General features: G+C 30.6%; 21 protein-coding genes and 1 pseudogene. 10 read left to right on the forward strand and 12 right to left on the reverse strand.

The features are described 5' to 3' along the window. Positions 1 to 3: 3 nt before the first annotated feature. Positions 4 to 732, reverse strand: a complete 729-nt coding sequence (locus ASD98_RS09590) for a hypothetical protein (protein WP_056203505.1) — start codon at positions 730 to 732, stop codon at positions 4 to 6. A 590-nt stretch (positions 733 to 1,322) separates the two neighbouring features. On the opposite strand from ASD98_RS09590, the gene ASD98_RS09595 reads away from it, so the two are divergent. From ASD98_RS09595 to ASD98_RS09645, 10 genes and pseudogenes are all read left to right on the forward strand, one after another. Next, entirely contained in the window at positions 1,323 to 2,054 is a 732-nt protein-coding gene (locus tag ASD98_RS09595) for a hypothetical protein (protein WP_056203507.1), read from the forward strand. Positions 2,055 to 2,426: 372 nt separating this feature from the next. Beyond that, positions 2,427 to 2,837 (forward strand): type IV pilin protein, encoded by a 411-nt coding sequence (locus ASD98_RS09605; protein ID WP_291152152.1) that lies wholly within the window; start codon positions 2,427 to 2,429, stop codon positions 2,835 to 2,837. Beyond that, positions 2,837 to 3,313: a hypothetical protein gene (locus ASD98_RS09610; RefSeq protein ID WP_056203516.1), complete on the forward strand. Its 477-nt coding sequence runs from the start codon at positions 2,837 to 2,839 to the stop codon at positions 3,311 to 3,313. Before ASD98_RS09605 ends, ASD98_RS09610 begins: the two co-directional genes overlap by 1 nt. Then, positions 3,314 to 4,714 carry a GspE/PulE family protein gene (locus ASD98_RS09615; RefSeq protein WP_056203519.1) on the forward strand — a complete coding sequence of 467 codons (1,401 nt, stop codon included), beginning with the start codon at positions 3,314 to 3,316 and terminating at the stop codon, positions 4,712 to 4,714. A 38-nt stretch (positions 4,715 to 4,752) separates the two neighbouring features. Continuing rightward, complete coding sequence (locus ASD98_RS09620; RefSeq protein WP_056203521.1) at positions 4,753 to 6,939, forward strand: type II secretion system protein GspD; 2,187 nt, start codon at positions 4,753 to 4,755, stop codon at positions 6,937 to 6,939. Beyond that, positions 6,939 to 8,132 carry a hypothetical protein gene (locus ASD98_RS09625; protein ID WP_056203524.1) on the forward strand — a complete coding sequence of 398 codons (1,194 nt, stop codon included), beginning with the start codon at positions 6,939 to 6,941 and terminating at the stop codon, positions 8,130 to 8,132. Before ASD98_RS09620 ends, ASD98_RS09625 begins: the two co-directional genes overlap by 1 nt. Before the next feature lies 1 nt (position 8,133). Continuing rightward, positions 8,134 to 8,655, forward strand: coding sequence for a hypothetical protein (locus tag ASD98_RS09630; RefSeq protein WP_056203526.1), 522 nt, complete (start codon positions 8,134 to 8,136; stop codon positions 8,653 to 8,655). Between the two features lie 39 nt (positions 8,656 to 8,694). Next, on the forward strand, positions 8,695 to 9,795 hold the full coding sequence (locus ASD98_RS09635) for a hypothetical protein (RefSeq protein WP_056203529.1): 1,101 nt from the start codon (positions 8,695 to 8,697) through the stop codon (positions 9,793 to 9,795). 11 nt (positions 9,796 to 9,806) lie between these two features. After that, entirely contained in the window at positions 9,807 to 10,637 is an 831-nt protein-coding gene (locus ASD98_RS09640; protein ID WP_056203532.1) for a tail fiber protein, read from the forward strand. Between the two features lie 63 nt (positions 10,638 to 10,700). Further along, positions 10,701 to 11,113: pseudogene (locus tag ASD98_RS09645) on the forward strand (helix-turn-helix domain-containing protein). A 97-nt stretch (positions 11,114 to 11,210) separates the two neighbouring features. Here the strand turns inward: ASD98_RS09645 and ASD98_RS09650 are convergent. From ASD98_RS09650 to ASD98_RS09700, 11 genes are all read right to left on the reverse strand, one after another. Continuing rightward, positions 11,211 to 11,588 carry a hypothetical protein gene (locus ASD98_RS09650; protein WP_056203535.1) on the reverse strand — a complete coding sequence of 126 codons (378 nt, stop codon included), beginning with the start codon at positions 11,586 to 11,588 and terminating at the stop codon, positions 11,211 to 11,213. Further along, positions 11,585 to 11,776 (reverse strand): hypothetical protein, encoded by a 192-nt coding sequence (locus ASD98_RS09655; RefSeq protein ID WP_056203538.1) that lies wholly within the window; start codon positions 11,774 to 11,776, stop codon positions 11,585 to 11,587. The genes ASD98_RS09650 and ASD98_RS09655 overlap by 4 nt, the downstream gene beginning before the upstream one ends. A 688-nt stretch (positions 11,777 to 12,464) precedes the next feature. Next, complete coding sequence (locus ASD98_RS09660; protein ID WP_056203541.1) at positions 12,465 to 13,202, reverse strand: hypothetical protein; 738 nt, start codon at positions 13,200 to 13,202, stop codon at positions 12,465 to 12,467. After that, positions 13,190 to 13,708 (reverse strand): hypothetical protein, encoded by a 519-nt coding sequence (locus ASD98_RS09665; RefSeq protein WP_056203544.1) that lies wholly within the window; start codon positions 13,706 to 13,708, stop codon positions 13,190 to 13,192. Before ASD98_RS09665 ends, ASD98_RS09660 begins: the two co-directional genes overlap by 13 nt. 175 nt (positions 13,709 to 13,883) lie before the next feature. After that, positions 13,884 to 16,226 (reverse strand): mechanosensitive ion channel family protein, encoded by a 2,343-nt coding sequence (locus tag ASD98_RS09670; protein WP_056203547.1) that lies wholly within the window; start codon positions 16,224 to 16,226, stop codon positions 13,884 to 13,886. Between the two features lie 181 nt (positions 16,227 to 16,407). Further along, positions 16,408 to 17,157 (reverse strand): LamG-like jellyroll fold domain-containing protein, encoded by a 750-nt coding sequence (locus ASD98_RS09675; protein WP_056203551.1) that lies wholly within the window; start codon positions 17,155 to 17,157, stop codon positions 16,408 to 16,410. A 3-nt stretch (positions 17,158 to 17,160) separates the two neighbouring features. After that, positions 17,161 to 17,634: a hypothetical protein gene (locus ASD98_RS09680; RefSeq protein WP_056203554.1), complete on the reverse strand. Its 474-nt coding sequence runs from the start codon at positions 17,632 to 17,634 to the stop codon at positions 17,161 to 17,163. Positions 17,635 to 17,842: 208 nt separating this feature from the next. Further along, positions 17,843 to 18,916: a hypothetical protein gene (locus ASD98_RS09685; RefSeq protein WP_056203558.1), complete on the reverse strand. Its 1,074-nt coding sequence runs from the start codon at positions 18,914 to 18,916 to the stop codon at positions 17,843 to 17,845. A 3-nt stretch (positions 18,917 to 18,919) separates the two neighbouring features. Then, positions 18,920 to 19,447, reverse strand: a complete 528-nt coding sequence (locus ASD98_RS09690) for a hypothetical protein (protein WP_056203561.1) — start codon at positions 19,445 to 19,447, stop codon at positions 18,920 to 18,922. Positions 19,448 to 19,624: 177 nt separating this feature from the next. Next, entirely contained in the window at positions 19,625 to 20,611 is a 987-nt protein-coding gene (locus tag ASD98_RS09695; RefSeq protein ID WP_056203565.1) for a fibronectin type III domain-containing protein, read from the reverse strand. Between the two features lie 220 nt (positions 20,612 to 20,831). Continuing rightward, the gene (locus ASD98_RS09700) at positions 20,832 to 21,983 is read right to left on the reverse strand and encodes a DUF5977 domain-containing protein (protein WP_056203568.1); all 1,152 of its coding nucleotides are present in this window, start codon (positions 21,981 to 21,983) and stop codon (positions 20,832 to 20,834) included. Positions 21,984 to 21,987 lie beyond the last annotated feature (4 nt).

Raw genomic sequence — 21,987 nt, forward strand, 5'->3', positions numbered from 1 at the left:
AAACTACATGTCAAACAAATCTTTGTTGTTTTTCTTTTCACTTATTTTGCGTTTAGTGATTCCAGAACAGCTGTTGTTTTCGTTTACAATATCAGCGACATTCCAAGTTCCTTTAATGGATTTAACCCAGCAGAAAGAACTTACCTGATAAGCAACAATTGTTTCTGGATTAATATCTATGGTATCTGTTTTTTTTCCGCTTTTGAATAAAGAAATTGTATATTTTTTGTATTGATTATTTGTTAAATAAAAAGCGTCTGATTGTCTAATTTTGGCGATCTCTTCAACAGGTAGACTTATTGCAAGGCTTGAAATAATTTTTAAGTTTTGAGCGTCAGTTAATAGTTTTAAAATAGCAGTATTATAATCAGCATTGATTTCCTGAACTAAACCAGCAACATCTAAAATTTTAATAGTTACCAATTCAGGTTTGACAGGCAGACTATCTATGAAAGCAACTTTTGTTTGATTCTGGTTGTATTTGGCTTTTGATTTATAGATTTTATTTAATTTTCGATTATAGGGAACAACTCCAATTTCTATTCGAATATTATTTTCCAGTTTTGGCAAACCCTTTGGCTCAAATATATTTTCATTGTATGATAATTTTGATGTTCCGATACTTCCTAATTCGACAACAGAAGAGGAAAATTTATAGTTGTCATTTTTAATTTTAGTTGTCTGGCAGGCACTGCAAATTATGATGATAAAGACAACAATTTTTTTTAACATAATGTTCTTTTTTATAGATGGGAAAATATAATAATTCTATTAAAAAAATAATATTTATATATTATTCTTAGTTCCAATTTTTTTAACAAATCTAGTAAAATTGATGTAATAGATTGTTAAAATTAAATCTTTTATTTTTGGACTAAATTGCTATTTTTTTATACTTGATTTTCTTTGGTTTAATTTTCTTGTTCCATAGATTAAGATTATTATATCGTTAATTTTTTGATTTAAATTATGAGGTAATATCCTATATTTGATTTTTTAATTTAAAACCTAATTATGAAAAAAACTATATATGTCAAACTATAAATTGTTAAACATTCTCAACAAATCTTATTTTCTCAACAAATTCAGGAATTACAAAATGAAATTCATAAACTAAAAACTAAATAAAATGCTAAACCAAAAAAAAAAGAAAACTAAAAAGCAAATTTTTCAGCTTAATTTTAATTGTACTATTTTTTAATTTTTCATCCTATTCTCAAGCAAATGGACCTTTTGATTTAACACTAAGTGCCTTATTTCCACAAGGTGTCGCAAATCAGGCAGTAAATATTCAATTCCCTAGTGTTCCATTGTGGGGCTGGTTGGAAGTTACAGTTACTTCCGGATACAGTAATCAATTGTCAATAGGAAAATTAACTAAAAGATATCAAATTGGTCATAATGTAGGTGGTTATTTTAATCAGACAACTGAAATTCCGCAAGCATTTGGGCCTGTAGCAAACCAATGGCTTATAGGTGATTTTAATCATGATACGAACAGTATTCCTATTTATCATTTGGTAGGAACAAGTAATTTTTTGATAATTAAAATTGAAGGTTTAATAGTATCAAGTGCTACAGATATTAATTTAATAAAAACCGGCACAACAATTAGTTCTTTAGAAACCATTGTATCACCTGGAACGCGTCATTACACTAGTATTATGCAAGATAGAGTAGGGATTGGTACAAACACGCCAGATAGTGCCTTGGCAGTAAATGGAACGATTCATTCGAAAGAAGTTAAAGTAGATGTTCTAGGCTGGACTGATTATGTTTTTAAAAACAATTATAATTTGTCAACTCTTGAAGAAGTAGAAAAATATATTACAGAAAAAGGTCATTTAGAAAATATTCCAAGTGAAGAAGAAGCTGTAAAAAACGGAATTTCTTTAGGTGAGATGAATGCTAAATTACTGCAAAAAATTGAAGAACTTACTCTTTATATGATTGATGTAAATAAGAAAGTAAATGTACTTCAAATCAATAATGATAAGCTTGCTCAGGAAAATAAGCTGCTAGTTAAAAAGATTGAAACTATAGAAAAGAAATAGTTGTTGAGAATACTTTAAAGCTATTGAGATTTTATAATTAAAAAATGCACGAATGTCTACGTCGTGCATTTTTTTTGAAACTTAAAAGGGACTTACTTTTATTCTTATCGCTTTCTTTGAATTAATGAGCTTCCATTTCACTTTAGCAGGGGTATTTCTAAAGAAAAAACATTCCCAGTTCCCTACAAGTTTGAAGCAAAAAACGGATATTTCTGCAAGGTTTTATTTGAATTTGCTTCTAAGTACGGAAAAAATAATAAAAGGTTTTTCTTATATTTTTCATGGAATTATTAACAAATTATTTCTCATTCCCGGCATCCTTGTTTTCTCAATAAAAAAGATATATTTGTAAAAAAATATTACATTTTTGTTGTGAAGAAAAATCTACTTAAAAAACTGCCATCATTCAATCTACAGGAAATGTTGATTGTTCTTGCTATCATAGGAATTTTGCTTTTAATTGCTTTGCCAAACCTGATGCCTTTGATTACAAAAGCAAAAAGCGTAGAGGCACAGGTACAGCTTAAAGCAATATATAATGCAGAGAAACAGTACTATTTTATGTACTCAAAATACAGCCCGAATTTTACTGAGATAGACTTTGAAGCACCAAAAACGACAAAAGAAAGCGGGAGTGCGAATTATGTTTATGAAATAGTACAGTCAACTAATAATGAGTTTAAAGTAAAGGCTACAGCAATTACTGATTTTAATGGAAATGGGGTTTTTAATGTTTGGGAAATTGATCAGAATGGTGTTCCAAAACAAATCATAAATGATTAATGTGGTACTTGAAATTAATTTTACTTATTGTATTTACTCTTGTATTATATCAGGATTTTAAAAGCCGTTTAGTTTACTGGTTTTTATATCCAATTATTGGGATTCTAGCTTTTGCAATTCAATTACACAATCTGCCTTTGTCAATTGCATTGACTAATTTGGGGTTTAATTTAATATTTGTAGTTTTGATTTTGGCAGTCAGTATGATGTATGTCAGGTTTAGAAAATTAGATTTTAAAAATACTATCGGGATAGGAGATATCCTGTTTTTTCTTTTTATAGCCGGCACATTTTCTATAGTTTCTTTTCTGGTTTTATTTGTTTTTTCCCTTTTGTTTTCTTTGATTTTGCATTTAGTTTTAAGTAACAAAAAAGAGCAGTCTACGGTACCATTAGCGGGTTATATGTCACTTTTTTTTGGTGCTGTTTATGCAATTTCTTTTTTTTGGAACGACACATTTTTATACGCTTATTAAATGGAAAATTTTGACATTTCAATAGAGTTCCAGCAGCTTGTTAAATCAGAACAGGCTTATTATTACCGAATTGTTCCTGTTGGGAAAAATGAAAAAAACGTACTATTAAAAACAGATAATTCTGACATAGCAGGCTTGCAGAATGAATTAAGTATTCTGCTTAGTTTTCCTGTTCGGTTAGAAACAGATTCTACAGAAAATATAAACCGTTATTTAAGTACCAATTACCGCAAAACGTCTAATAACGTTTCTGAGATTCATTATACTTCTGATTTTTTAGAAAAAATTGTATTAAATGCTAAGGAAATAGGGAGCAGTGATATTCATTTTGAACCTTATGAAAAAAATGCAAGAGTTCGTTTTCGTTTAGATGGTAAGTTAAAAGAACAGTTTCATATTTCGGTAGAAGAATATCCAATTATTGTAAACAAAATAAAAATTCGTGCCCAGCTCGATATATCCGAAAAAAGATTACCACAAGACGGGCGTATAACAATGGTTACGGATTATCAGGATTTTGATGTTCGTGTTTCTGTTTTGCCAACGCTGCACGGAGAAAAAGTAGTACTCCGTATTTTAAGTAAAGACACCAGTCATATTGATATTAATTCTTTGGGTTTTACAGAAAAAGAATTGGCTTCTTATTTAGAAAATATAAAACGCCCAAATGGTATTGTTCTTATTTCGGGGCCGACAGGTTCAGGAAAAACAACAACTCTATATGCTACCTTGAAAAGATTAAATGTCCCGAATACTAATATTTTAACAGTTGAAGATCCGATAGAATATACGCTGGAAGGAATTAATCAGGTTCAGTTAAAAGAAAATATCGGGCTTGATTTTGCAGCAACTTTAAGAACATTTTTAAGGCAGGACCCGGATATTATTATGGTGGGAGAGATACGTGATGTGAATACCGCAAATATGGCGATTCGCGCTGCATTGACAGGGCATCTTGTTTTATCAACTATACATACAAATTCAGCATGGGCAACAGTATCGAGATTGATAGATATGGGAGTTCCGTCATTTTTAATTGCAAGTACTCTTAATATTAGTGTTGCACAGCGTTTAGTACGTAAATTGTGTAATTCTTGTAAAACGGAACAGCCAATTACTGAAGAAATTTTCCCAACTGGTTTTGAAGTTCCAAAAGACTTAAAATCACATCATATTGCTGTGGGATGTGAGCATTGTTATCATACAGGTTATTCAGGAAGGAAAGCGATTTATGAAATTCTGCCAATTGGTTCAGAATTATCTAATTTAATTAAAAACAACCAACTGGATATCAATGATTATCTAGAAGAAAAAGATATTTTTACACTAAAGCGTAATGCATTGTTATTAATAAAAGAAGGAATCACTTCTGTTGATGAAGTTTTTTCATTACTCTTGTAAATTAAAATATATAAAAGTCCTACAATTGACATAAATTCATGAAAAAAATAATTACTCTATTTTTACTGATTCTTTTCCAGATTTCATATTCACAGGATAATCGGATTTTACAGCTTAAAAATAATATAGAATCCATTTCTGCCGACGCTCCTGGACTTAATGAAAAAGTTAATGTTAATATTAAAGAGGCTTCTTTGTCGAGCTTCTTATTGGCTGTTTCTCAAATTCATAAACTTAATTTTAGTGTAGCTACAAATCTAAACCAGATTAATATTGTAAATAATTTTTCGGATGTTACAGTAGGTGATCTACTTATATTTTTGTGTAAAGAATATAATCTAACCATTGATTTTACGGGAAATATTCTGGCCATAAAATCATATGAAAAACCTGTAGAAATTCAAAAGATAAAAGAGATTGATGTTGCCTATGATTATGCCAATAATTTACTTTCGCTAAACCTGAAAGAAGATAAATTATATGATGTTTTCAGAAAAATAATGGATGTAAGCGGTAAAAATTTGGTTTTTGCTCCTGGATTAGAAAACCAGCCACTGACTGCTTATATAAAAAGTATGCCTTTTGATGCGGCACTAAATAAATTGGCTTTTGCTAATAATTTAAACGTAACCAAATCTAGAGATAACTTTTACATTTTTGATAAATTAGAAGGAAATTTTGTTGTTGAAGGTACAGGAAACCAAAATGGAGAAATAAGACAAAACAAACCTCAGCGTCCAAGAAAATCTAATTTTTTCTTTACTGTAATTGATCCTGATAAAAAACTGTTAAACGTAGATTTTGAAAACACTCCAATTTCAAGTATAGTGTATGATATAGGTCACGAACTTGATATTGATATGTTTATATCAAGTCCTTTAGAAAACGCAGGTAACGGAACAGTAAAAGCCAAAAACATCACTTTTGACGAACTTTTAGCAAAATTGTTTGAAGTAAAAACAGATAGTTATCCAGCACAAAATAATAATTCACAGCAGTTTAATACTAATAACTCAGTTGGGTCTATGGCATCTTCTGGAGGCAGTTATACTTTTAAAAGAAGTGGCTCTGTGTATTATTTTGGAACAAAAGATCAATTAGTGGTGCGAAATATTAAATCGATTCCGCTAATGCACCGTTCTATTGAACTTTTAAGTGATCCGGCAAAAGAAGGTCGAAGCGCAGGAAGATTAAATAACACGAACAGCTATTCAAATTATAATTCTTATGATAGTAATAGCAATAGATCAACATCTAATTCTAACTATTCTAACCCAAATGGTAATTATAATAACAGCAGTAATTCTTCGTCTTCAAGCAGCAGCAGTGGCCCTTCTGAATCTATTTTGACTATAATACCTGATGAAATAAAAAAAGATTTGGATATCAAAATTGACAAAGAGCTGAATAGCTTTTTAGTTAACGGACCTGCGGCAAACATCGAACGATTTGAATCCTTTATAAATTATATTGACAAAGCCGTTCCTGTAATTTTAATAGAAGTAATGCTGCTGGAAGTAAATCGAAGTGCAACTGTAGAAACAGGGATTCAGGCAGGAATTGGAGATAAACCTGTTACTACAAAAGGAACTGTTTTTCCGAATGCAGATATTAATTTAGGCGCTTCAACAATAAATAAAATTATTGATGGTTTTAACGGATTTGGTTCTTTAAATATCGGACAAGTGGTTCCTAACTTTTATTTAAGTTTAAAGGCAATGGAAACAAACGGAAATTTGAAAGTACGTTCGTCCCCGAGATTATCTACTTTAAATGGCCATAAGGCTTATTTGTCTATTGGTGAAACAACATATTATGTTGTTACCAACCAGAATTATTATGGTTCACAAATTCCGCAGGCTTCGGAAGTTAAAAACTATCAGCCTATTGATGCTGAATTGTCTGTAACTATTATGCCTTTGGTTTCCGGTAACGGACAGATTACAATGGATATTAAAGTAATTCAATCGAGTTTTAATGGGCAAAAAGTAGACAAAGATGCTCCTCCGGGAATTAATTCCAGAGAGTTTACTTCAATTATTAGAGTTAAAGATCAAGATATTATAGTATTAGGCGGACTTGAAGAGTCTGTAAAAAATGATTCAGGAACAGGAGTGCCTTTATTATCGAGAATTCCAATTCTAAAGTGGTTATTTAGTTCGAGAAAACGAGAAGATTCGAAGAAAAAATTAAGCGTATTGATTAAACCTACAGTTATTTACTAATGACCGCATTCTCCTTACATACTTTTTTACTTGGAAAACAATACATTGGCGTTGAGCACTTCACTATAAATAATGAAGACAAAGTCGCTTTACTGCTAGTTGAAAAGAAAAAAGAGGGGTTAGTAATTAGCAAAAAAGACAGAGTTGGCTATAATGGAAAAATTGCAGAAAAATGGGATACGAAACTACCCTTTTTTGTGCTTATAAATTCTAATCAGGTTATTCAAAAAGAAGTTTTAGGTGTAGAACCATCAGATGAAAAACTATTACATAAATCTTTCCCTAATACAAACTGGGATGAGTTTTATTATGAAATCTGGAGGTTAAAAACAAAATCTGTTATTGCTATTGCAAGAAAGTCATATGTTACTACTTTACTGGAAGATTATCAAAATCAAAAAATAACAATTGCAGGAATCAGTCTTGGTGTATGTTCTATAGCTGATATTATTGCCTATACTGACGAAGATAACCTTTATACCAATCATCAAAATATATCTAAAGAAGAGACTCAGATAATCTCTGCGAGTTCTTTAGAATCTGCAATAACCTATACTATAAATGATCTTCAAATTGAGAATAGACAATTACTGGCTTTTTCAGGTATTTTACGATTGATACTAAATAATACTCTTAATACCGGTTCAATCATTTCTTATAGTGATGAGTTGTATGATAACTACAATCAGAAAACATTTTTTAATAAAGGAATTAAAATAATGGTTGGGGTTATATTAGGAATATTACTTCTCAATTTTATTTTCTTTACCCACTATTATAAACTAGCCCAGGAATCATCAGAAATTTTGCTGGTAAATAAATCATCTATTGAAGATGTCAGTAAAATAAAGCAAAGAATTATAGTAAAGGAAGAAAAGGTAAAAGACATTGATGGCAGAATGACTTCCAGAAGTTCTTTAATTATCAATGAAATTGCCAATAAAGTGCCTTCGTCAATTTTATTGACTGAATTAACTTTTAATCCATTAGAGAAAAAGATTAAAGCAGAAGAGGCTATATGGACAAAAGATAAAATAATTACTATTTCGGGAACTACAATTGCAAATCAGTCCTTTACTAAATGGGTAGAAGATATTGAAAAACTACAATATATTGACAAGGTTTTAATTACGCATTTTGGTAAAAATGAAGATAATGAAACTACATTCTCTATAAACTTAACCCTGAAGTAAGATGAAACTGAACAAAAAAAATAAACTGCTTGTAATTGGTTTTTTTGTTGTGCTTTATATCTGCTATTCTTTTGCGATTTCTAATACAATAAATTATTATACTGAATATAAAAACAAAGAGCAGGAGATAGCTCAAGATAGTGATATGCCGAAACTAGTGGGGCAGCTGGTTCAAAAAGAAAAACAGCTGGATCAGATTTTGGCTAATTATGATGTAAATATTTCAGAATCTTTCCAGAATGATTTATTAAAGCAATTAACTTCTTATAGCGATAGTTACCATTTAAAGATTGTTGATTTTAAAGAGCCTCACATTATATCACAAAAGGGTTTTACTACAACGAGTTATACATTTTCTCTTGAAGGATCGTTTAATGGATGTTTGGCAGTACTCAACAAGGTAGAAAATAATCCGATGCTTGGGAATATTAAACATTTAAATTTCGTTAAAAAGAGAAATTATAAAACCAATACAGATCAATTATTTGTAGAAGTTATTATGCAGAAAAATAAAGGAGTTTAAAACGAAACTTCGCATCAAAAACCAAAAATTAAATAAATTATGAGAAAGACTTTTTTATTATTTGTGGCATTTGCCGCGCAGGTAAATTTTGCTCAAAGTGTTTTTCCTACTGATGGCTCGAATGTGGGAATTGGAACTTTATCACCGGTTTCTAAATTACATGTTGTGGGTACAATAACCAGCTACGAACCTATCGCTCTTAGTAGTACAGTTAACTCTTATCAGCTTATTAACAGTATTTCTGGAAATGTTGGAAATATATTAATAAATAACTTATGGACGTACAGAGATGGGACTTTAAATAACTGGTTTAATGCCAGACTTCATGATGGGATTTCAATAGATGCTTCTTTCAAAACTCCAAATTTAGATACCAAAACATGGTGGGAAAGAGATCCCAAAGATAATATTCAGTCGTGGGGTAACGATGCAGTAACGTATATGACTATTAATCAGGGTAATGTTGGTATTGGAACCGTTTCTCCTGTCAGTAAATTGTCTGTTATTGGATCTTTGACTTTAAATGGAGGTCTAAATAATGCATTAGAAAGACCATCGATAAATACTGGAACGTTAACATATGGTGAAATTCGAGGCTTTAGTAATTCAACGGATTTAGCAGATGATGGTTTCTTAAGAATTTCCGCAGGTGGTGGCACAAATTCTAGTACAAAATCTTTTATTGATTTGTCAGGATATTCAAGAATTCCAGATATGAATAGAAATATCGTATTTGGAACTTTTGGATTAGAACGTATGCGAGTTGATATCTATGGTAATGTTGGTATTGGAACAATAAGTCCTTCAAACAAACTTGATGTAAATGGGACAATACATTCAAAAGAAGTAAAAGTAGACATGATAGGCTGGTCTGATTTTGTATTTAAAAAAGAATATAATTTGCCAACACTGGAACAAGTTGAAAAACATATTGCTGAAAAAGGACATTTAGAAAATATTCCAAGCGAAGAAGAAGTTTTAAAAAATGGAATTAATCTAGGGGAAATGAATGCGAAACTTTTGCAAAAAATTGAAGAATTGACTTTGTATAGCATTGAGCAGCAAAAAGAATTAAATTCTGTAAAAGCTAAATTGGAAAGAATTGAAAATTTACTTAGTGAAAAACTAGAAAATAAATAAAACCAATAGAGATGAAAAAGAATTTTTTATTTATAATTGTATTACTAATTGCACAAAATATTTTTTCACAAACAGGAGGGAGAAGATTTTTTAACAAAAGCTTTTATGTTAACGATGTAACTCTTTTAGAATTAACGGATGATTTAGGTCAATCCTTAAATAAAAATAATATCTATAAAGTCCAATTGGTAGTTACAGGAACGGGAACTAAAACAGGTGCTGAATATTTAGTATGGAATGATGTAACTACTGCTTCTTGGCAGATTAGGGCAGTTACTTTGTCTGGCAATTCTTCAAATCATCCATTACTTATTGTAGAAAATAACATCGTAAAAGTTTATACAAAACATATTAGTAAATATACCGTTTTTGCATTTATTGAAGAGATAATTTCTAACGAAGATGATGTACAGCCTTCGATTTTTGGTGCTGCATATCATTGGCAGCGAGATGGAACATTTTTATTTTATGGCGGAAATGTAGGTATTGGAACAACAGTTCCAACAGCTAATAAACTGGATGTTAAGGGAACGATTCATTCTCAAGAAGTAAAAGTTGATATGCTTGGCTGGTCTGATTTTGTATTTAAAAAAGAATATAATTTACCAACACTAAAAGAAGTTGAAACACATATTACCGAAAAAGGACATTTAGAAAATATCCCAAGTGAAGAAGAAGTTTTGAAAAACGGGATTAATCTTGGAGAAATGAACTCTAAACTTTTGCAGAAAATTGAAGAATTAACTCTTTATGCTATTGAACAGCAGAAAAATACCGAAAAATTAATGAAGATTATCGAAGAACAAAACAAGAGGTTAGAGGTTCTGGAAAATGGAAAATAAATTGAATGTAATGATATAACAGAAAGTCGCTTCTATAATGAAGTGGCTTTTTTTGTTTATACTATTGGCGTAGCTTTAGAATCAGTAGCCAACATTGTGCGAAAAATAAGCCGCATTCTTGAACTAAGAGATATGAAGTAGAAGCATTAGCTCAGGCTTTAGGAACAAATCAACAAGCAGTTTCTGCTATGGAAAACAGTGAAACTATCGACGATGATAAACTTGCAGAAGTGGCAAAAGCTCTTGGCGTAACTGTGGATACAATTAAAAATTTTTCGGACGAAGCGGCTATCAATTATTTTAATAGTTTTAATGAAGCTGTAAATAATAGTCATTTTGGAAATAATAATCATTGTATATTCAATCCTCTTGATAAATTGATTGAAGTTTATTAAGAAAACAAAAAACTTTATGAGCGTTTGTTAGAAGCTGAGAAAGAGAAAATTGGTTATTTGGAGAAGTTGCTGGAAAAGTAAAAGTATTTATGAAAAAGAGAGACATTTAAGTCCCTCTTTTTTTTACTCTATAATATTTTATTGATTAAAAATAACCATGTTTGAAGCTTTGTTAATTTTATTCATTATGTAAAAACATTATAGTATTCCAAATGGCATTCATCGTCTCAATATTTAATACCCAAATTGAACAACTTTCATTTATTTCAACAAATTCATATTCTGCTGTTTTACCAAATTTTAAAGCATTTTTTTTAAGAATTTTTAAAAAAGCGTCGTGAGAAATTTGCCCTTCAACTCTAAAATTTGAACAATAATAGGTAAAATCATTTCCAATAACAGTATATACATCATCATCTCTTCTAATCCCGACTAATGCAGAAAATCCCTTCTGTTTTAAATCTTTGATAAAATCAGAATCATTATTCACATAAAACTTACCTGCGCACAAATCTAATTTATTTCGTTTAATTCTTGCTTCGATATTTTTTTTCATAAATCTTTTTGTAAAATATACATATTTTTTGGATTGCCAGTTTTTATAACATCTAAACCTTGAAATTGTTTTCCCGATTGATAAAATTTTTCTAAAAATTGAGGAAGTGTCTTGTGAATTATTGGACCGGAATCAATACTTATTCTCTCCACTCCCAATGATTTAAGGCTTTGAGAAACTATGGACATATCTGAATATTTAAGTTTATCAGCATATGTAATTGGTATATGAGCAGTGCCATTTTTTACATAAATATCAGAGGCATAAAAACCCGCTCTGCTAAGTGTTCTTTAACTACATAAACAAGCTGCGCAAATGTCTCTGACTTTGAGCTATTCCAAATATATTTAAAAATCGTAGACATCTCAAAGTCTCTAACTTTAAAAAAATAAGCTTACCTTAATCTTATCAAGAAGTATATTCAAAAAGTCAGAGACTTTTGAGAAAGTTATAATTTCTAAGAACAAAAGAATTGCGCAAAGTCAGAGACATTTGCGCAGCTTTTTATGAGAACTCTTCGGGGAGCGGGGGAAATATTCCCCTTTTCAATCTCACTAACAATCTGAAGTTTTAGTGACATACTGTAATCTCGTTGACTACGCTTTACATACTTTATTTGATCTTCCATAACGATGGCTTTTTGTGTATCGCTATTTCAGGACTAGACAAAGATATACAATAAAAAAAGAGACTTATAAAGTCTCTTTTTTTATTGTAATAAGTAAAAGCTAGATCTATTTTTTTAAAATTATCTGCGAATTAGTAATAATTATTTTTTTTTTGTGAAATTAAAGTCATTTTTATTTAACATAAACTTCCTTCGAAAAATATTTAAAACTTTTTTTAATAGTTAAATCAGATTTTTCATTGTTAGTTTCATAATGCATTTCTTCGAGAAAGCCTTTTATGTTTTTCTTTCCAGAAGTTTTGAATTCCAAACCAAATATCATCTTTATTTGTTGAATAAAAAGTATCTAATTTTACAGTGTTCAAATTACTAAAATCCGGATTAATACCTTGCCCTACATAAACAGCATATTTGCTGTCTTTTGAAAATGTTGGTTTACATTTAATTGATCCAATTGATCTTCCAATGTTTAATGTATCTGCTAATTTAATGGTAAATGTATCGCTTTGTAATTTTATTTCGCGACCGTCTAAATCATATTTTATACGTTGATTTAGTACTTCTTTGCCCTCAATTGTAAAGATTTCATCTTTTTGAATTAACTGCCCTTTATCATTGTATATTTTCCACCATCCATTTTTATTATTATTGTACAAAGGACCAAAAGCTTTAATTTTTTTGTTTTTATGGTACTCGTACTGTATCGTATTTATTGAATCGATTCGGTATTTTTTTCCAATCAAATTGCCTTGTTCATTATAAAAAAAACTTACTGATTGTCTGTTTTTTTTAAAACTCGTAGCTTCTTTTAATTTTCCTGTTTCAAAGTATTCCTGAGATTTAACCTGATTATTTAAATCGTCATAATAGAATACAGATTTTAATTTACCATTTTGAAAATACTCTTCTTCTGTATGTGAATTTTTATTATTACAACTAATTAACATGAAAATTATTAGTATAATAATAAGTTTTATTTTCCCCATGATTTTAAATATGAATTTTTTAATGCTTCTTTTTGATAATAAATTCTATTTAGTGAATCTACCTGTCGATCTACTTTGTGTGGATCGCCTACAAGGTGTAAAGTTATTATTTTTTTAGTAATTGTACTGTCAAATAGATTAATGTTATGATCTTCTTGTTGATATCTAATATATTTGTAATTATATTGATCATCAAATTTCCCTACTTGGTCTCCATGTAAATAACCACCAGTTAAGTCTCTTGAATATTTTAAAAAGTTATATTGAGCTTTTCCACCGCCACCGCCAATTGGGAAGACCATTTCATTTGCATAAATAGGGTTATCACGCTGTCCATCTTTACCTAGTTTTTGTCCTAATTCGTCTGTTCCTCCACCGGTTCCCCATACAGGATGTCCACTAAAATTATTCTCAAACCATTTCCATTTTGTATTTGGAAAAGGATCATAAAAAGTGTTTGAAAAAACACCAAAATTACCAAAGGCATCATTATGGTTAGAACTCATAGGCATACAAGATATAATATTGATTTTTATATTCATTTTTCTTTACGGGAAACCTCATTTTGGATATTTTTTTTAAATAATCTTAGTTCTAATATCTAACTTCCAGAAACAAAAAAAGAGCAAAATCTAATGACTTTGCTCTTTGCTTTTATAATGGTTGAAATAAAAGAATTTTCTATGTCGAAAAAGTCAACCCTTTTGCTTTAAAGTTACTAAACAAAACTTGTTTCGCTGTACTTATAGTTTCTTCGGTTCTGTAAATACTGCACCAAAATTTAATCTGTATTTTAAATTTTCCATCAGAAATAGAATTGTAATAAATCTGAGACGGTTTGGTGTTATTTACTAAAGGAAGACTTTCAAGAGAACTTAAAATAGTTGCATTTATATCTTCGGGAGTTGCATCGCCGCTAATTTCAATAGAAATATCTACCAGTTTAAAATTATCGGTATACGTCCAGTTGGTAATGTTTTGAGATAATAAATTACCATTTGGGATAATGATTTCGGCACCATTTGGAGCATTGATTTTTGTTGTTCTTAATCCCATTGATTTTACTCGTCCAGATTCAGAACTAATATCAATAACATCTCCAATTTGAATTGGTTTATCAAAAATCAAAATAATACCCGAAACAAAATTGTTTACCACGTTTTGAAGTCCAAGTCCAACACCAACACCTAATGCGCCTAAAAGAATACTCAGTTTATCTAAAGGCATTCCGGAAGCTGCGACGGCCAAAAGATAACCCACAATAAGAACAATAAGTCTGGTAATTAATAGCTTAGAGTGTTGTCTTTTGTTTATGTTTTCTTCGTTTTCATCTTCAATTTCTCCAAAAAAGTAGGCAACATAATTTTGCAGTAAATGTGCAGCCCAGACAATAATGAAAAATAAAACGATATTCCCTAAAGTAAAAGTGATGCTTCCAATGGTATTAGGACGGCTAAGTAAAGTGGCAAGAGAAGAACGTAATGATTCCCAAATGTTTAAATTGGAAGCAATTACAACCAGCCACATATAACTGATTATAATTATAAAAGGTTTTTTGAGTGTATCAGATACATTCTCGTAATCAAATATTTTTTCGATTCCTCTTTTTATACGTGTTGTGTAAATTTGCAAAAGGATTATTTCCAGAATTATTTTTAAAAGAACACTTAAAGCAACAATCTGCGTCAGCGAAATAAATGCAGTTAGGCTCAACATATTTGAAAGCGAAACTCTTCCGAAAATATTATAAAGAATTGATAATCCATTTAATCCGATAAAAATAATGCTGGCCCATTTAAAGAATCCTTTGATATACAATTGATCTTTTAAACTTTTTATTTGAACTAAGCCATATCGTATTCCTAGAATATTTATGATGATAAAAGAACAGCGTTGAAATAGTCCAACTTCGATAAAAAGGTCAAGGAAGCAAAGGGCAAAAAATAATCCGAAAAGCAATAGCCAGTTACGCATTGATTTTCCAGACCAGTCATTTTTAAATATAATAGTCAGTACACCTAGTGAACCTAACTGAAGCAGCTCTAAAAATAGAGCAGGAGCATATAAATTTGTAACTATAGCAATGTTTAAACCTATAATAATTACAGGCAAAATAACACCTCTGTTTAAATATTTAAAATTAAAAAGAGAAAGATTCTCGGCATGACCGTTAGATTTTAAGTATTTCAAATTTCGTGAAATATACCAGGCCAAAAGTCCCATGAAGAAACATAACGTAATTAACCCGCCTGCTTTGTAGCTTAAATAATAAGCAGCAACATTTTCTTCGATTATAACTTTTGCTTTAATGTTGTGCGATACCACTTTTTTTGCTGTAGTATTAGTGCTCCATAATGACGGATATTCTTTTTTAAGAATACTGATTCCAGATTTTTCGAGTTTTGTTTCTACAGTTGTTAAGGCGTTTGAAACAGCAATTTTATGCTCTACTGTCAGTCTTTTTTTGATATTTAAAATTTCCTGATTTTTCGTCATCAGGCTGTCCGTTTTTAGATATCTTTTTTTAAGACTGGCTAATTCTGTTTTAAATTGTTTTCTGCGAATGGTATCTTTTATAAGTGTAAAAAGAGTTTTGTCTTTACGTAGATCAATAATTCTACTTTTAATTTTTTCAAGATTAGAATTACGGTGATCTATCGCTTTATTTTGATCGTTTAATTCCTGTTCGATTTCTTTTAAAACGATACGATACATTTGCTGATTTCGCACATTCGGATTAGCACCTTTTAAACTTGCTAATATTAAATCGAGTTTGCTTTCGGTTCGTTTAATTTCTCCAAATAAGTGAAAAGTGTTTCCTTCGAATTCGGCATCATTTGCAGCCGATTGCAAAACATCTCCTGCTTTTTCAATAGACATTAAGTAATCACTGTCTGTTGCGGTTTCTTCAAATAGTTTTGACTTGTTTTCTGTTTTTGAAGCTGTAGTCTGCGAATACGAAAATGATACGAAAAACAGTATCATTAATAAGGCGGATAGATAAGAATTTCTTTTTGAATTCATAATTAATTTGGTGATTTAAGGTCACCAAATTTAATTGTTTTTTGGATAGAAATGTTTTTAAGAAATGGGAAATTTAAGAAAAGAAAGATCTGTCGACTATAAAGTAAAATGTCCTTGAATATTTTATAATATTCAAGGACATTTTCTTAAAAATGAAAAGGAATTTACTGTATTTTATTTTTTAAAGAGGAAAAGATATCCCATTTCCTGAATTATACAATTTATTAATATCATCTTGATTTAGCACTCTGTTTTTCCAAATACCGAGTTCGTCAACGTATCCGACATGTCTTAAAGTTGATGATAAAGTCCAGTTAGCAGTACCAATTCTGGTAGTACTGTTTCCTATGTTCATTCCTAAGTACTGACCTATGCTTGTATCGTTTATTGTTTGACTTATAGAATTAATATATATATTAGTACCAGAAACTGTTTTTGATCCATTATCAGTAACGACAATATGATACCAATTATTTAAAGCTATAACCCCATTTGGAGTTATTGCGCTTTGATACATTGCATTTGACCCTGCTGAAAATTTGGTTAATGTTGCAGCACCAAAAGGCGTTAAATGTATTTGCCATTCAACATCTGTTGAATTACTTCTTTTATTTATAATCCAGTTTCCAGTAGATGAAAAATTAGTTGCATAAAACCAGAAGGAAATAGAAAATGGGATATCTGCCCCGTTTCCTGATGTAAAACTAAAGTTTACATTATTTGGTATATCAACATACGCTACAGTTGATAAAGGAAAATTTATTGCACTTCCTATTTTTCCGGTTACATAATTTGTATTTGTAGTAATTCCATTTGGGGATAGGCCGGTTGATTCGGTAACATCTCCATTAAATTTGTAATATGCAACTAAGTTATCTTGTAGTTTGGATTTTTTTTTCCCAAAAATAGTATTTTGTAATAAGCTTCCCATAACTTATACTCCTAATAATAAAATATTATTAGTATTACCTCTTTTTGTGAAAGTAAAAATTTGTTTCTCAGCGGTTACAGAAGGTGCCCCAAATAACCATGTATGAGGTGTTGTAATTGCCCAAGTTATACTTACTCCAGGCAGTGTAATACCGTTAAAAATAAAACTGGCTGGCAAAGAAGCAGGAACTGTAATTGTACAGCTTGTTGTGAAAAGTATTGTTTTTCCGTGCCATGAAGAAGGAATAGTTTGACTTGCAGCGACTTCAACCTGATTAGCGATATCTTGCTTGTTTGATAAATCGATATTTCCACTTCCTACAAGGGATTCTCCGTTGATTGTTTTAAGATTATTAGTCGTGACAAGCGTTCCGCTGCTAAATTCTAATTCACCACTTTCATTAGTTACTAAAGTTTTATTTGGCTCATTTTTTTCTAAATCAGCTACCTTAATTCTGTTATATTTTGTTGTGCTCATTTTTTGTTTTATTAATTGTGATTAGATAGATTTTTTAAAATTTTTATGAAGTATGATATTTAAAGAAATTATATATCATTTATATTTCTCCATCTGTTATTGTCCAATTGTTTGGTGTTGCAGTTAAAATTACTTTTCCTGCAGAAGCTGCTCTGTATTGTATTGAAGAAGTATTCACTAAACAATTATATTATAGTGTATGCTGCAATTAAAACTTATTATAGTATTTGTTATAATTTGATGCTGCCAGCAGTGATAAATCACTAGGTATTAAAGCATCTGCCATCATTATATTTGTTTTATTGATATTATAGACTTCTAACATTTGATTAGAATTGTACATTCCGGAATAAATTTTCCCATTAGAAGCTAAATTACCAGTTGTCCATTTTAATGTAGTTGTACCATAATTATTACCTATTAGTTTTGTTGTATTAGTTAATGTGTCTAATTCTAAAACCTTACCTATTTTGGCTGGAATAAAGTAAATTTTGCCGTTTAGGCCAATAATTCCACCACCTAGCCATTTTTGCTCGGAAGTATAGGTTGAACCAATCAATGCAGTTGTACTCGTATTAGGATTAAATTCTAAAATTCTATCAGCTCCAGTGTACGGTGTAAAATATAATTTTCCATTTGGAGCTAAAACAACTCCAGAATATTTTCCGGTTCCTGATAGAGAATCCCCTACTAGCGTAGTTGTATCATTAGCAGGATTTATTTCTAAAATTTTATCGTTATTTAAAGGAGCACAATATATTTTTCCATTAAAAGCTAATACTCCTCCATACCAATTTGAGGTTGATCCAGAATAAGTATTGCCAATTAATGAAGTAATTCCTGTATTGGGATCCAGCTTTAAGACTCTTGAATTAGTGGTTGGTATAAAATAAATATTGCCGTTTGGCGCTAGTACTCCACCACTATAAGAAATACCTCCAACTTTGTCTAGTAATTCTGTTGTATCATTTGAAGGATTTATAACTAGTATTTTTGTAACATTTGATACCGATTGTGGAGCACAGTATATTTTTCCATTTGGCGCTAGTGTACCACCAACCCATTTATGATCTGATGTGACACCGTAAGAATTTCCTATCAATGTCATTACCCCATTTACAGGATTAAATTTTAATACCCGACTTGCACCGCCAGGTATGTAATAAATACAGCCATTTGGTGCTAAAACAGAACCTATGTATTTTACAGATCCAGATAATGTAGTAGAAGTTAGTCTGGTGAAATTCTGCTTTCCAAATTCGTTATAGATTATAGGGTTCATCCTTTATGCATTTGATATTCTTAATAAATCTATTGTTCCTATACTTACCAATGTAGCTGTGCTTCCTACAACTCCATTTAAGATAGCGGTTCCATCAACTTGAGTTAATGTTCGACCTTCACCCTGAACAAATGAAATTTCTCCAGTACCAAATTTGGTATATGTTATGATATTATTAATTCCTCCTTTTACAGTAATGCTTATAGGATTTACGCCATTATTAATGATGACATTTCGACCTTGCTGTTGCAGACCATTTGCATCAAGAGTATCAGTAGTTATATTGTTAACCCCGGTATTAATGGTAATTTGAGGCTTCAATCCAGTATCAATTAAATCTTTCAATACTTTACCTTGTCTGGCATCTAATGCTTTTCCAGCATTAGTAAAATCAAGAGCATTATAGTTGTCAATTGAAATTTCATTAATATCTGTAAAGACTAATTCTCCAGTGCTATTAGTTGATAAAATTTTATCAGGCTGATTTTTTTCCAGATCAGCAACTTTTATTCTGTTATAATTTGTATCCATTTTATATGATTTACTTGATTTGTGTGTATTGAATATCAAAATCAAATTAGTGGATTTGATTTTTTGTTTTGAAATTATTTAGGAAGATCTCCATTGGGAGAGCCAAAAGTTTGTAAAGATGAATTTACGGGAATGTTACCGCCAGTTTTACATAAACAAAGTTATCAGCATCAATATTTAACTTATGTTATTAGTTGATAAACTAATGATATTACTTAAGTCCGATTTATTGTAAAAATTGTCAACTGCCATTATACTAATAGTATAGTTGGTATTTTCTACAAAACCGTTAATTACATCACTAGATACTTTTAGATCTTGTTTGTAAACACCATTAACATATACTTCATAAAAATCTATACCATTTTGGGAATATGGAGGAGTAAATTGAAACTTCATGGAAGTATTATTAATAGGTGTCACCGATAAATCAATAACTGCATTTGGGGGTGTAAAATCTGTAACATATCTAACAATAGCCGATCTATTTGCAATTGCCCAGGCAATATCCTTATCCACAGCTCCAAAATAACTCGTTTGTGCTAGTGGACTTGCGTAAATCCTAAAACCGGTTTTATTTGAAGAAAATACAAAGTTATTTAAGGCTGCTGATGAGCCGCTTCTTAAGACTGCTAGTTTTGGAATATAGACAATTTCTAATGAGGGACATCCATCCATACCCGAAAAACTCCACTCAGAGTAAGAAGCTTCTGGAAGAATTATTCGTTTTAGCTTAGGGTTTATTCTGAATGATCCATAGCGTCCTTTTAAATTAGTTACATTTGGCAATGATATCTCCGCAAGATTTGTGTTAGTAAAAGATTCGTCTCCAGTATTTCGTAATCCATTTAATTTTATTTTCTGTAATAGTGTAGCCGATCTGAAAACCCGACTTTCATCTGTTACTGCGAGATTCTTTTCATCAATAAAATAAGTTATATTACTGTTCAACCAGCTACGATTTGGTAAGCTATAAGTACCTCCAATAATTGCACATTCAATATTATTATCTAAAAGGCGGAACATTTTAATACGACTGGCAGAAATACCTAATTTGGTCGCTAATAATGCTGGTGTATTAATTGTGTCGCCAATACCGCCTATATATGTATTTATTTTATAATTGGATTTTCCAAAAATGGTATTTTGTATTAGTGAACTCATTATTTATTGTGATTTTTTCTTATAATTAAGACATGTTAACTTGTTGTTTATGAAAGGATTTTATATTCTTTTGATAATGATTTAATTACAAATCAGCATTGGTCCAGCTTAAAATAAGAATGGCTGAATCTTGTTGAAATTAGATTCATTTCATTTTTCTCAATGCCGAATTTGTAATTAAAAAATAAATTATTTTGTACTGCAGAAATCCAATTTTAACTTATGGATTCGGATTTTCTTCCTCTTTATAATTATGAGTTAAAATTCCATTTGCGAAATAGGTATGAAATGGATTTAATGTTAAAGGGAAAATTCTTCTTTTCTCTAAATTAATGGCAACAGATGTAACCGGAATGATTTCATTGTTAATCGTGTAAAGATTATCTCCAGCCTGAATATCTCCAAGAGCGATAAATCTCCAAAAATCATCGCGCTGGATAAGCTGTAAGTGAGTTGGAGTAGCTTCTAACAATCCGTCGTTTACAATTATTGTTTTATAAGCATCTTTTTGCGTTAATTTAGTAATTGGAGATGTTATTCTTTTTTCCAGTAAAGAATCAGAAGACCATTTGTATAATTCGCTGGCATTATTGGTATCAATAAGCGTTTCAATTTCAGCAGAAAGAAGTAATTGATCGAGATGTAATTCTTCAATCGCTTTTTTAGACCCATCTGGCAATGTAATTAAAGTGCCTTCAACGAAACAGCCGCTTCCGCCTGAACCGCCTGTAGAATTATTACCCGTTGTTTGATACGTTACATTACTTGATGTTGACAAACCAGCTGCACTTCTTGTTGCAACCTTATAATAATAAGTAGTATTTGGAGTTAACGAGTTATCTGAAAATGATTTTACATCTGGAGCGTTTAAAGATCGGTATGCTGTCCAATTATCACTACTTAAGTCATTTGTTCGAAATAATTGATATCCCGTAATTCTTACATCATCATACGGAACAATCCATGATAAATTTATAGTCATTCCGTCACTTGAAAGACCGCTGGAGATAATTGGTGTATTAAGTATACACGTTCCTAAATTATTTGCATACACTTGTGCATTTTCTTCCAGCCAGGCAATGGCTTGATTATTTGCGTCAGTAACACTAATATCAGATACAAACTGATTTACATAAGCGGTAAGAGTGACTTCTGTACCAATTTCTCCCACAGAGCAGCTGTTCTTTCTTATAGTTTTAGTTTGTTCTGTATTATAATATCGTGCACCAGGCGGACAGTTTGTTGTGTCTAAAATGGGTGCGATATAATCCGGATCAGTTACCACATTTGGTTTTGTTTCCCCAGTAGAACTGTCATCGTCTTTATAGTATCTTTCTAATAAAGTAAAAGATTTATATCCTGTATTTGCCATGCTG

The organism is Flavobacterium sp. Root186 (genome assembly GCF_001428525.1).
Classification (GTDB): domain Bacteria; phylum Bacteroidota; class Bacteroidia; order Flavobacteriales; family Flavobacteriaceae; genus Flavobacterium.